The organism is Bacillus sp. FJAT-28004 (genome assembly GCF_001280845.1).
In the GTDB taxonomy this organism is placed as follows: domain Bacteria; phylum Bacillota; class Bacilli; order Paenibacillales; family Paenibacillaceae; genus Pristimantibacillus.
In genome coordinates, this window is sequence record NZ_LGHP01000001.1 from 3,609,362 (window position 1) to 3,622,091 (window position 12,730).

At 44.2% G+C, this 12,730-nt stretch carries 13 protein-coding genes; 4 read left to right on the plus strand and 9 right to left on the minus strand.

Annotation, left to right across the window (positions count from 1 at the left end; all coding sequences use genetic code 11):
- The first annotated feature begins 49 nt into the window (after positions 1-49).
- Entirely contained in the window at positions 50-736 is a 687-nt protein-coding gene (locus AC787_RS15665) for a class I SAM-dependent methyltransferase (protein ID WP_054025631.1), read from the plus strand.
- Between the two features lie 11 nt (positions 737-747).
- On the opposite strand, the gene AC787_RS15670 is transcribed toward AC787_RS15665, so the two are convergent.
- The 3 genes from AC787_RS15670 to AC787_RS15680 are packed head-to-tail and all read right to left on the minus strand — an operon-like array spanning position 748 to position 3,423.
- Positions 748-1,362: a class I SAM-dependent methyltransferase gene (locus AC787_RS15670; protein WP_054025632.1), complete on the minus strand. Its 615-nt coding sequence runs from the start codon at positions 1,360-1,362 to the stop codon at positions 748-750.
- A 25-nt stretch (positions 1,363-1,387) separates the two neighbouring features.
- A complete protein-coding gene (locus AC787_RS15675) occupies positions 1,388-1,939 on the minus strand; it encodes a class I SAM-dependent methyltransferase (protein ID WP_054025633.1) in 552 nt (183 codons plus the stop codon).
- A gap of 35 nt (positions 1,940-1,974) precedes the next feature.
- Positions 1,975-3,423, minus strand: coding sequence for a DEAD/DEAH box helicase (locus tag AC787_RS15680; RefSeq protein WP_054025634.1), 1,449 nt, complete (start codon positions 3,421-3,423; stop codon positions 1,975-1,977).
- Positions 3,424-3,777: 354 nt separating this feature from the next.
- Here AC787_RS15680 and AC787_RS15685 point away from each other — a divergent pair, with 354 nt between their 5' ends.
- On the plus strand, positions 3,778-6,021 hold the full coding sequence (locus tag AC787_RS15685) for a GDYXXLXY domain-containing protein (RefSeq protein ID WP_200930715.1): 2,244 nt from the start codon (positions 3,778-3,780) through the stop codon (positions 6,019-6,021).
- A 106-nt stretch (positions 6,022-6,127) separates the two neighbouring features.
- Here AC787_RS15685 and AC787_RS15690 read toward each other — a convergent pair whose 3' ends face one another.
- Positions 6,128-6,589, minus strand: coding sequence for a hypothetical protein (locus AC787_RS15690; RefSeq protein WP_054025636.1), 462 nt, complete (start codon positions 6,587-6,589; stop codon positions 6,128-6,130).
- Positions 6,590-6,715: 126 nt separating this feature from the next.
- A complete protein-coding gene (locus AC787_RS15695) occupies positions 6,716-7,039 on the minus strand; it encodes an MGMT family protein (RefSeq protein WP_054025637.1) in 324 nt (107 codons plus the stop codon).
- Positions 7,040-7,493: 454 nt separating this feature from the next.
- Between AC787_RS15695 and AC787_RS15700 the strand changes: the two genes are divergently transcribed.
- Complete coding sequence (locus tag AC787_RS15700; protein WP_054025638.1) at positions 7,494-7,934, plus strand: DUF1641 domain-containing protein; 441 nt, start codon at positions 7,494-7,496, stop codon at positions 7,932-7,934.
- 36 nt (positions 7,935-7,970) lie between these two features.
- Complete coding sequence (locus tag AC787_RS15705; RefSeq protein WP_054025639.1) at positions 7,971-9,152, plus strand: NAD(P)/FAD-dependent oxidoreductase; 1,182 nt, start codon at positions 7,971-7,973, stop codon at positions 9,150-9,152.
- Between the two features lie 239 nt (positions 9,153-9,391).
- On the opposite strand, the gene AC787_RS15710 is transcribed toward AC787_RS15705, so the two are convergent.
- The 4 genes from AC787_RS15710 to AC787_RS15725 form a co-directional block, all read right to left on the minus strand.
- On the minus strand, positions 9,392-9,763 hold the full coding sequence (locus AC787_RS15710) for a hypothetical protein (protein WP_054025640.1): 372 nt from the start codon (positions 9,761-9,763) through the stop codon (positions 9,392-9,394).
- Positions 9,764-9,797: 34 nt separating this feature from the next.
- Positions 9,798-11,003 (minus strand): ParM/StbA family protein, encoded by a 1,206-nt coding sequence (locus AC787_RS15715; RefSeq protein WP_054025641.1) that lies wholly within the window; start codon positions 11,001-11,003, stop codon positions 9,798-9,800.
- 281 nt (positions 11,004-11,284) lie between these two features.
- A complete protein-coding gene (gene greA / locus AC787_RS15720) occupies positions 11,285-11,761 on the minus strand; it encodes a transcription elongation factor GreA (protein ID WP_054025642.1) in 477 nt (158 codons plus the stop codon).
- Between the two features lie 97 nt (positions 11,762-11,858).
- Positions 11,859-12,695 carry a YitT family protein gene (locus AC787_RS15725; protein ID WP_054025643.1) on the minus strand — a complete coding sequence of 279 codons (837 nt, stop codon included), beginning with the start codon at positions 12,693-12,695 and terminating at the stop codon, positions 11,859-11,861.
- Between the last annotated feature and the right edge of the window lie 35 nt (positions 12,696-12,730).

The following is a 12,730-nucleotide window of genomic DNA, read 5'->3' on the forward strand; positions in this document are numbered from 1 at the left end:
CTTTAAGCTAGGGAAGAATCATTTTGAGCCCTATAGAGGAGGAATTGCGATGCCAGACCATTTTGCTATTTATGAGGAAGAAGCAGCGCGTTATCATGAATTGATTGCCAAGCAGCCTAGTGTGCTGGATTGGATCGAAGAAATACGGCCGATTAGAGGATTGGATGTCGTAGACCTTGGTGCCGGCTCCGGCAGGCTGACTGCCGTACTAGCCGATCAGGCAAACTCGATTATCGCGCTCGATGCGTATGAACCCATGCTCCATATTGCGGCAGAGCGGTTAGGCTCTGCCGGGCATACGAATTGGAGTACGCAGGTTGCCGATCATCGCGAGCTGCCTCTTGAGGGCCACAGCGCGGATGTAATCGTGTCCGGCTGGAGCATTTGTTATTTGTGCAGCGATGAGCTGCCTGACTGGGAAACTAACATCCGGCAGGTCATGAGTGAAATGAAGCGTGTGCTCCGCGATAACGGAACCATTATTATTTTCGAGACGATGGGCACTGGCTTTGAAACACCTCATCCGCCTAGCTTCCTGAAGAAATATTATGCTGCTCTTGAGCACGACTATGGCTTCTCACACAAATGGATACGAACGGATTATGAATTTGACAGCGCCGAGCAAGCGGAACAATTAACGCGATTTTTCTTCAGTGATGAATTAGCTGATAGAGTCGCACGCGATAAGCTTGTCCATCTGCCCGAATGCGCCGGTATTTGGTGGCTGCATCTATGAGTGAATGTGTGCTATCCAGACTTTTCTAAACACCAAGTAGTCATACAGCGTTTACCTGCTACAATAACGGTTTTGAGAGGCTCGAATAAATGTCCGTTCAACTTTGCAGTCATCCCAAGCAGTTTTTCCTCATTGACCAGAAAACGTCTGCTTCCGTCAGGAAGCAGATATTGTCCATCTCCAAGCGGCTGCATACTGGACTCCATGCCAATGGAGGAGGCTAACCTGGCGAATAGCTTCCCGCCTGGCTTCAGCACGCGCCACAGCTCATCAACCATTTGATCAAAATGCGTCTCATTGTCGGCGAAATGCAGTACCGCGCTGCTAATGATAAAGTCAAAGCTTGCATCCGCGAAGCTCATCTTCTCTACCGCCTCCACGCGTGCCTGCTCTTTCACCCATATAGGCGCTATCGACTCAGCTAGCCGCTGCACCTCATGAATAGCAGCCTCTGATCGATCTATTGCATAGACCTGATAACCGCTGCGGAGCAAATACGTTAGGTTTCTCCCAGAGCCACAGCCTGCATCAAGAATACGCATATCCTTCGAAAGTGTTCCCTTCAGCAGTTGATCAAATAAATAAATATCGATGCCGTCAAATTGCTCCTTCAATTCCATCTCCATAAATTTGCTCCTCCTTATATCAAGACTAATAAACCTCATATATATAAACCTTGGTCCGATACATATCACGGCAAATAAGAACGCGCTCAGGCTCCCAGTCCGGCAGTGCAAAGCATATGCTTATCACATGCGCACCCGGCTTTAATTGATCGCGAAAAATCGGACTTAAACGCCGCATCGCGCCGGGATAGAGGTAACACACAACCATATCCACATCCGTGTATGAATATGTGTACAAGTCGCCCCTTTTGAACGATACATGAGCAAGATTTTCGAGTTTCGCAGCAATAAAAGATATCCACATGGGGATAACTGAATTTTCTATGCCGATGATTCGCCAGCCCCTGCTGTTTCTTCCCACTTGAAGCGCGAGCGTACCCCAGCCTGAGCCCGCTTCCACCATAATGCCGCGGCTTTGCATCCGTTTGATCAGATCGACAACAACTCTCCGCACAGATGCTGATGAAGGCATAGGCGAAATGCCATTCCGCCAGCTTACATATACGATGGACAGCAGGGCAATCAGCACGAGAGCTGCCACGACCATCAAAACAATCTGATAGATGAAGCTTTCCATGATGATCTCCTAAGCTTTATCCGGTTGCTTTCGTCTTAAGACTTATTCCCTCTGCGCACCTTCAGTTGCTTGCCCTTTACTGTCGTATTCCTCATAACTTCCAGCACAAGCGAACCTTTTCCATTCAAAATTTCAACATCAGTGACGTTGTCCAAAATCGTAATAATACCGATATCATCTGCGGACACGCCTTCTATTTTTGCAATCGTTCCGACAAAATCGACCGCTCTAAGCTTCTTTTTCTTGCCGCCGTTAAAGTTAAGCTTCATAATCTGTTTGTTCAACTGCTCACGCTTATCTTTTTTGAGAACAGGACCAATATTAAGCTTCTGTTCAAAATCTTCTCGACGAAGGTCAACAGCTTCCTCTGATGGCGACTTCGCTTTGTTAATGCTAAATCCGATGTAGTCTTCTATTTCTGCAAGTCGTCTACCGTCCTTAGGTGCCGCGAAGGTGATTGCTTTTCCCGTTTTGCCAGCTCGTCCGGTTCTGCCCGTACGATGAACATAACTTTCCTTCTCAAGCGGAATATCGAAGTTGATGACATGCGTAATATTCGTTATATCAATGCCTCTTGCTGCTACATCCGTTGCAACCAAGTAACGGAACTGCCCTCTGCGGAACGCATTCATAACTTCAAAACGCTCGTCCTGCTCCATACCGCCATGAATACGGTCGCATGGATATTCGAGCTCAGCCATTTGCCTGAACACTTGATCCACATTCTCCTGCGTCCGGCAAAAAATAATACAGCTATCTGGATTTTCAACGATCATTACATCTTGAAGCAGCTTAAATTTATCTGCTTCTTTCACTTCAATGACGGAGTGCTCAATTGTAGCCGTCGTAAGCCCTTCAGCCTTGATCTCTACTTGAACGGGAGCGTTCATATATCGATGCGATAACTTAGCAACATCCTCGGGGAACGTAGCGGAGAACAGCATCGTCACTCTGTCTGTTGGAAGCTGCTGAATAATAGCCTGTACCTGCTCGATAAAGCCCATGTTTAGCATTTCGTCCGCTTCATCGATGACGAGATATTTGATGCGCTCGATCGGCAGTGTTCCGCGCTCAATATGATCATGTACGCGTCCCGGCGTCCCAACAACCATATGCGTTCTTTGCTTAAGCTCAGCCTTCTGGATATGGAAAGGCGCTTTACCGTACAGAGCCGTCGCTTTGATCCGCTTGAAGCGGCCAATATTCGTAATATCCTCATTTACTTGGAGAGCAAGCTCCCTCGTTGGCGTCAGCACGAGCACCTGAGGTTTATTTTCGTTCCAATCAACCAACTCGCACAATGGAATGCCGTAGGCTGCTGTTTTACCGCTGCCCGTTTGTGATTTAACGACCAGATCTTTTTGCTCAAGCGCAACCGGAATAACCTCGCGTTGTACCTCTGTTGGCGTTTCGTAGGACAGGCTTTCCAATGCTCGCACAATTTCTTGACTTAAGGCATAATCCGCAAACTTTATTTCACTCATCTATAAACCTCTTCCGCACTTTAGTAGTTAATTCTTTCGTAACCTTAAGAATAGCATAATAACAGCCCTTTTGATTCATAAACCTTTGAGCAGCCGGCAGAAAGGCCATCTTTCACTTATCTTGTTACTAGCATAGCCAAAAAAACAGAACTGACGACAAAGCGTCAGGATTGTTATTCCGCTGTCATAACAAATTCAATTATTTCTCTGTTAGATAAACAGCTAAATTGGGTTATATCATATAAGGGCTGCTTATCGCTGAGAAAGGCAGTACTACAAAAAGTGAGTACTAGTTCACTTTAGAATGGGTCATTATAATAAAAGCCAGATCAACTAGAAAGGCTTGTGAGTGCTATGCTTCGATTAAATGTTACGCGTGTTGGATTTCTTATGGGCGTTTCACTGCTGCTTGCTTCCATCATCTACTTCTTTGCGGCGAACTGGGGCGGCCTTGTCCGCGCAGATAAAATTCTCGCGTCTGCCGGCATCATGGTGTTATTCTATGGCGCAGCTTTTATTTTTTCCAAAATGAAAATTATGCTCGGGCATCACTATTTTTTGTCTGCTACTTTTCTAGTCGGTGGCTGCATCGCGTTTGGCGTGGCGGTTGCCCTTTTAAATCAAATATATAATTCGCATGCGGACACCTATGAGCTATTTCTCATTTGGTCCATTCCTGCCCTGCTGCTCTCGTTCATTACCCGCTTTAATCCGTTTTATATACTAGCCTATATACTCGTTCATCTGACCTTGTGGCAATACTTTTTCCCGAGTTCATATCACATCGTGCATAGCGATCACGAAATTTTGCTGATTGGCTGTTTATTTGCGCTTATTAATCTCATCCTATTCGTACTAATAGAAGCCAAACGACTCACTTCTGCTCCGCTTAAATTCATTAGCTTTATCGTCTTTCATATTTCCTTGCTTGTTTTGACGAGTTCTACTCTATACGATCTTTATGGAGCTTGGATGAATATCGCTTGCGTTGCGGCGATTGCGTTCGGATTCTACTATTTCGCTCAAGTGCGTCTGGACAAAATCATGCTCACACTCAACGCGCTAGCCGCTTCTGCTTTTGCTGTATTCAAATATCTGGAGCTGATGTCCGAACATGCTTCTACCGCTTTTTTCATGCTTGGACTCGTCTTTGTAGCCTTATTGCTGACAGCCAACGTCTTTTTCTTCCGTTACCTGAACAAGCTTGGCAAAAATGATTTAAACTCTGATGAACAACCTGAACAAGCAGCCAACACACAAGCAGAAGCCCATAAGAGCGCCCTTTTCGGCAAAATCGCATCCACAATCGTTACGGTAATTGGTGTCTTGATTGGCAGCATTTCCTTGGTAGGCTTAGTGCTGTTAGCTGCTGGTGAAATCCCGCCCGAAAACATTTTATTTGTGGTATCTCTGCTATTTATTATTCCGACGCTGTTGCTGAATCGCTTAAATACCGCTGTTCGTTACACGGTGCTTACGATTGGCTATATAGCTGGTCTTATTTCTATAGCTTGGATCGACATAACAGCCTTATCTATTCTTTTCTTGGCCGTATCGATTGTCGGATGGTTCAAATGGCAAGGAAGGGTACCGCATCTCTTCATCTATTCCTTAATTAATATTAATATCGCTATTCTTCTGTTTCAGTTATTTGGATCTGTCCAGCATGCCGCTTCCTTCATCGTGTTCATTTTGACATCGCTAAATGCGGTCATTTATGCTAGCCACCATCTGCTGAGAGAAGGTGCTCTCAAAAACCAAGTACGAGAATGCGGTTGGTTCTTTACACTTCTGCTTCTATTCTGGCTGACCTTTATGCAGGATATCTTTCCTTACTCCTATGAGCTATTCAATATATTGAACTTCATTGTGGTTACGATTGCAGCCTTCTTATTTGTACGCCGCAACCAAGTTTTTGAGGCAGCAGTAAGCTTCGTATTCTGGTTTATCTTCCTTGCGTTCAAGTATTATGACTTGTTCTGGACGTTATTGCACAAGTCGATTACGCTCGCTTTGCTCGGCATAATTGCCATTGCAGTTACTTATATTTATGCCTATAGGACGCGGGCGGGCGTGTCTGAACAAGCGGACTCATTCAGCCGATTGCTGCGCAGAAGCCCTGTTCTAATCGCTATCGTCGTAGCACTGCAGCTCGGCTATGTCGGTTACCATGCCGCAGTAAGCGAGGCATTGCTCTCCAGCGGCACCTCAATTAAGCTGGCGATTGAGCCGCTTGATCCGAGATCTATTTTGCAAGGAGATTACGTACGACTCCAATACAACATTTCGACACCGCCAGATCACATCGCTCAGGAATTAGAGACGCGTCGAAGCAACAGCCGGATCAAGGTCGTTCTTCAACAAGGCACGGACGGCATTTACAACTTTGACCGTATATATAGAAATGGTGAAACGGTAACGAACAAGGAAATCGTTATTAACGGCTCCACCAGCGGCTGGAGAAATATCAACTACGGTATTGAAACGTATTTTGTACCGGAGGGCACAGGAATCGAAACCGAGCAAAACGCTCGCTTTGCCTATGTAATGGTTGGGACGAGAGGCGACGCGCTGCTCGAGAAATTAACGAAAGAATAACGAAATACACTTACCCGCTAATCAGCAGATAAAAAAGCAGGACCTATACAGCGTTATGGCTGTATAAGTCCTGCTTTTTTCAAAATAACCGTCAAAGCTACTTCAATTATCCGTGCATTAACTTGTTTAATTCAGTAAAATCCTCTAAATAACCGTTTCGCTCCAGTTCCATCAATGCCTTCCGGATGCTGTTCTCGTCTTCACCAGATTGATCCGAGAGTGCTAATAGTTCAGGCATTGTAATGTTTCTATGCTCCTTGCAATAAGTGAGCAGACCTTTTGCTGCCCAAGATAAGCGATCATCCTGGAATTCTCCGATCATTTTACGGAACAATTTATGTGGGATTAGCTGCTCGTTAACTAATTCTTGCATTGCTTTCATTGCAAGTTTTGTCGACATACGGCCTTTTTTAGCAACCTCGTCTAAGGTGAGCGATGCGGAATCCGTCGTGCTTGAGCTGAGTACGATATAAATCATTTGCGAATAAATATCCAAGCTTTGGTTATAAAAGATTTCGGTGGAAACGGTAAAGTTTCTCACGTTGCCGGGTATAATTTCTGTTGTCATTTTATTTCTCTCCCTTCCGAATGGTCTATACCATAATAAAGGTTCGGATACGGGGTTTCAAATGGGGGTTCATTAGAAAATGTTAATCCCATCCACGAGAAAAAAGATAATTTCATCTCCATGAGGTTATCTTTCTTCTTCTATTTCAGGATTGTAGCGGTATTTCTCTAAATCAACCCGTCCTGCCTCGCTTGTTGCAACACCTTCCCCGTTTAAATAAAAGATCTGCATATAACGAGCTTCCTCTTCGTGAATCGATATCTCTCCCTTTGCATTAACAACTCTGTGCCAGGGAAGATTATAAATGCCGCTTAACGAATGCAACACTCGGACGACCTGTCTTGCACCCCTGCGATTGCCGGCCAGTTCCGCGATTTGACCATACGTCATGACGGTGCCTTCTGGAATCGCCTTAATAATGGATACGACTCTTTGCGTATAGGGCTGCATAGGAGAACTCCTTTTATTCATGTTTTTTATAAATGTTTCTTATTATCATAACTTATTGAGTCTCATTTACGCTTGTTGGAAGGTGCAGAGCATAATATCTCTACTTGTGTTTCAATTTAATATCCATAAACTGGATGTTTAATCCACAAACTGCAGCTATACGACTGGTTGTGAGGGGAATTCGAAATCTTTTTATGAAAAGCTATAAATTTCTTTTTAACTTTTCGTGAAAACGATGTAGAATAGAAACAAAGGGTTTAATCCGATTACGTCATACGCGCATTCACATCCTTCTGCTTGATGCAGGAATAAGACTGTTACGTACGCACAGACATTTTTCGTAGAACTATGTGAAAAGTGTAACAATCTTTCAGGGTGCATTCTTGTCTTTAGCGGCTGACACAATTGAGACTACAACTTACTTTCAAATTTACGTAAAGGAGGACATTCTATTATGTCACAACCATCTGCTGGACAAGAGGTAGCAGCAAGCCTCGTCGAAGAAAAACAAACGTTGGATGTACTTGATCAATTGATGAAGCCGGAGGTTCAAGAGTCTCTAACTGTACTCGTGGACAGCCTGCCGAAATTAGCTGAAATGGTTACTCTAATGACCAAAGCTTATGATTTTGCACAAAACATCGCTACAGACAAAGTGTTGATCAACGATTTCGCTCAAGGTATCGGTGAATTCGTCAAACCGGTTCAAGAGAAAGCAAAAGGTATCGCAACAGCAGCTATTGAAGCTGGCGAGCGTTCGCAAGAAGCTGCTAACTCTTCAGTTGGCCTATTCGCTATGTTGAAAATGCTAAAAGATCCGGAAGTTCAAAAAACGCTACGTTTCGCGCAAGCTTTCCTTAGCGTATTGTCTGAACGCAAAAACGATAAAGTATAATACACCGAATACGTATAGAACGAACGGAGGATGAACATGTCGAAGCAAATACTAATTCTTGGTGGCGGTTATGGTGGTCTTCTTACTGCTCTAACAGCACGCAAACATTTGACTGCAGCAGAAGCTAGCATCACAATCGTTAACCGTTTTCCAACTCACCAAATCATTACTGAGCTGCACAGACTTGCTGGGGACACAATCGCTGAGCAAGCGGTTGCTCTACCGCTTAGCAAGCTTCTAGGCGACAAACAAGTTAACATCATCGTTGACTCGGTAAAAGAAATTAAACCAAACGAGAAGCAAGTTGTTCTTGAAAGCGGACAAGTGCAAAAGTACGACACTCTTGTTGTAGCACTTGGAAGTGAAACGAACTACTTCGGTATTCCAGGACTGGAAGAGAACAGCCTTGTTCTTAAATCCGTTGCTGATGCTAACAAAATCCGTAAGCATGTTGAAGATCGTCTTGACGCTTACAAAAAATCAGGCAACAAAGCTGACGCAACAATCGTTGTTGGCGGCGGCGGCTTGACTGGCGTTGAGCTTGTTGGTGAATTCGCTGACAGACTTCCTGAGGTTTGTCGCAGCAAAGGCATCGATTTCAATGATATTTCGCTATATTGCGTAGAAGCCGGCCCTGCCGTTCTTCCAATCTTCCCGAAAGTATTGATCGAGCGCGCTGTAGCCAGCCTTGAGAAACGCGGCGTTAACTTCATTACAAGCGTAGCGATTACAGAAGCTACAAAAAGCTCCGTATCGCTTAAAGACGGACGTACAATTGAATCTAGCACAATCATTTGGACTGGCGGCGTTAAAGGCAACCCAGTTGTCGGCAGCAGCGGCCTTGCAGAAGATCGCGGTCGTTCACTTGTTACATCAACGCTTCAATCGACTTCACACGCTGATGTATTCCTTGCTGGCGACTGCGCAGTTGTATTCCCAGAAGGCAGCGAACGTCCTTACCCTCCAACAGCTCAGCTTGCTTGGCAAATGGGCGAAACGGTAGGTTACAACCTAGCGGTTCAAATCAAAGGCGGCGTAATGGATAAATTTGTACCTGTATTCTCCGGAACGCTGGGCAGCCTTGGCCGTAAAGATGGCGTAGGCACAATTGGCGGCAACGCGACACAGCTTAAGGGCTTGCCTGCATCCCTTATGAAGGAAGCAAGTAACGTTCGTTACCTGTCACATATTCACGGTCTGTTCGCACTAGCGTACTAATATACACAAATAAAAAGAAGGAGGGCAGCTGCCCTCCTTCTTTTTGTACCTAAATAAAATAAAAACCATTATCCAACATACAATGGTTACTAGACTTAAAGAGATGTTTTCACATAAAAAACACCACCAAGAATGATAAAGGATTTCTTGGTGGTGTTTTGTAACACTCGGTAATACCTCGCATTACTTAGTCATATTAAGTATGATAATGAATTACCCCGTATTACAATTTGCAGTTGTTAGCTCCATGCTTCAATATCTTCGTCATCAATTTCTTCCTCTGCGACCGGAGCAGATTTGTGGTTAGGAATGGGGTCATTGGCAGCTGCACTAACTTCAACTATCGCTGCTGCCACTTGCTGCGCACCCGTCAATGGAGGACGTGATTCACTCTCTTGCTGCAAGGTCGAATTACTTTGCAATCTATTCCTCTCCATCGGAACAAAGGCCTGTAAATTCCGAACGCCGTTTACGGCGACCTCATTTTCAACCAAATATCGAAGAGAATCCATTAGGTTCGATTGTGAATTCAACCAAAGCATAATGAGTGGATCTTCTGATTTTTTTGTTTTCAAGCTAATATTTTCACCGGGCAGTTTTGTTTTTTTCATACCTGTCACCTACCAAAATCCGTTAGATTATACCTCAGCCTGCTGGTACGGGCTGAACCGCTTTATTTTTCAGAGCCTCATAGATTTTGCCACGCACGAATGCGTCAAGACCCATTGCATTCAACTGCACCGCGTACTCGGCAGGAATATACAGCAGCTGCATTTCTCTTTCCGTGCACAGTTCTTTCAGTTGTCCATAGAGTATCGAGCGCATAAGTATGCTTCCGCCGCCATATACGCAAATCAGATCGATCTCATTGCGTGCTTTGGTCAGCTGTTTTTTGACATGCTGCACAATTTGTCTAACCTGGCTCTCGAGCGGTCTTCTGAGTGTCTTGAGCGCTCGTGCGTGGTACTTATGATTAGGGTTTTTAATGACATCGCTAAAAAACTGACGCGGGCTATCCGCCAAATGAATAAGACGATTAAACTCCTGCAGCGCTTCTTCAATCGCATAACCGGCGCCATGATGGCTGCCGTGCACGAATTGACGCAAAAATTTATTGCCCTCCGTAATCGGATACTCTGTAGATCCATCTCCGATATCGACATGAAGAATGCGTTTGTCTTTGAAATAACTGCCGTTGAATTTCTTATCTACTTCATAAGATTCAAGGAAATCTCCAAAAATTTCGCCCTCTCTCCAACCGCCTGCTGTATCCTTCTGCAGCGTGAAAATAACGGGCGTTGCCTCTGGAACCACCTTCGCAAACGGGAATACGATTTTTACGGCTACGCGCTGCATGCCCAAATGAACCGTCACATGATGCAAACCAGAGGTAAAACGTTTCTCGAACTTAGCGGAAGTCTCATCCGTATGCTGCGTAACGGGAAGCGCCGTTGCCATGTCTACCTCCACATCAATTTGTACAGGTATCTTTTTCTCTTCCTCGTACGCTTTCTGAACCGCCATCGCCGCAATTTGAGCAAGCGTGTTAATGACTGGTAAATCCATATCGCTCTTCAGGTCGATTCCGATTTGTAGATTGTCCAAAACTTCTCCGCTCTCCAGAGCGAACTTCCCAACATAGTACATTCCTGGTCTTGCTGAAGGCGAATCAATCGTTACAACCAGTTGATCCTGCAAGTTCTTAATAAAGCTCTCCGGAGTTTGCTCCTCGCTCCATGGAAGCTCGTCCACCGTACAATTTACATTAGGCTGCTGAACCAGCTTGCCATCAATAATAAGATCATGCTCACTGTTTCCGTTATCGTTGCCTACAAAGAAATGATAATTCATAATGGCTTTCCTCCTAGAAAAGGTTTTAGGAAACATATCTAGCTTCCATCGGTCATGTTTTTTTGCTGCAACTGTCATGGTAATACTTTGCCATACAAAGTATTAGTTTACATCAAGCTATAGTCCCAAAGCCCATTAATCTTTTCTCATCTGTTTATGTCGTAATATGTTTGTATCGATCGGTTCTTTAACGATGCTGTCGTCTCTGCCCTTTTTCGTCAAAAAAAGCTAACCCGCTTGAGGCGGATTAGCTTTGCTGCAATCGTCATTGGGATAATTATTTACGCTCTTATTTCAAGAAGCTCGTATTTAATAACACCCATAGGAGCACTTACGTTAATGATGCTGCCTACCGTCTGACCGAGCAGTTCTTTGCCTAGCGGGCTCTCGTAGGAAATTTTATTATCAGCTACATCTGCTTCCTCTGTACCTACGATTTTATATTCGATCTTCTCGGAAAATTCGATATCGTTTAAAATGACGGTTAAACCGATGCTTACTTTGGATAGGTCTAAGCTCTTTGCTTCGATCACGCGAGCCTTCTTCAGCATTTTATCTAAAATAAGAATTCTTGTTTCCATAAAGGACTGATCATTTTTGGCTGAGTGATATTCGCTGTTTTCCTTTAAGTCGCCATAACTGATCGCCAATTTTATCCGTGCAGCCAATTCTTTGCGCTTCACATATTTAAGATCATCCAACTCGGCTTGCAGCTGCTCTAAGCCTTCTTGGGTCAAAATCACTTCATCTTTCGACATCTTAACAACTCCTATCTGCTATCTTGTTTTAATTTTACTCTAAATCCCGAAAATAAGCGAAATTCCACGACCTTCTTTTTAATCCCAGTTGCTGTCATCATTTTGAAATATCAATAAAACCTTCACCAAACACGTCACGCACATCATGAATCGTAATAAATGCATTTTTGTCGCATGCCTTCACAATTTTTTTCAACTGACTTAGTTCCTGCTTGCTAATGACGATATATAAAATTTCCTGCGGCGTGTTCGTATAGTGACCGCGCCCATAAATAACGGTAACCCCTCTGTCCATCACCACATTAACCTGCTCGGCAATCTTGCCCTGCTCCTTGGATATAATGGTGACCGCTTTTTTCGGATTAACCCCTTCAATGATGAAGTCCATCACCTTTGTACCGATATACAGCATCACAATGGTAAGCATCAGCGCCTCGGCACCGATAATGAAATAAGAAGAGAACGCGACAATTAAGTCAAAAAACAACAGCGCGTAGCTAATGTTCCAATCTAAATACTTATTCGCAATACGCGCCAATATCGTCGTTCCGGCGGTTGTGCCTCCAACGCGGATAATTAGCCCGATTCCTGCTCCGCCAAACAACCCGCCGAACACAGCGTTTACGATTAATTCGTCAGATTGAATACTCCAGTCAGCTGTTAAATGGAGAAATAGAGAGTGAAAAAGTACCGCTGCAATCGTATAAATGACCGTCTGCTTATCCAGAAAACGATAACCGACAATGAGCAAGAAGGAGTTGAAAATTAAGCTCATCAGCCATGGCGCCCATCCAAATACATAATATAAAATAATCGTTATCCCGGTAACACCGCCTTCACCAAACTCGTTCGGAATAACAAATAAGTTGATTGCTAATGCAAAAATAAGTGCTCCGATCATAATCATCAATAAATCCAATGCCCTCTTCTTCATATGCATACACCCTTCTTATCTAAAAATATATGACT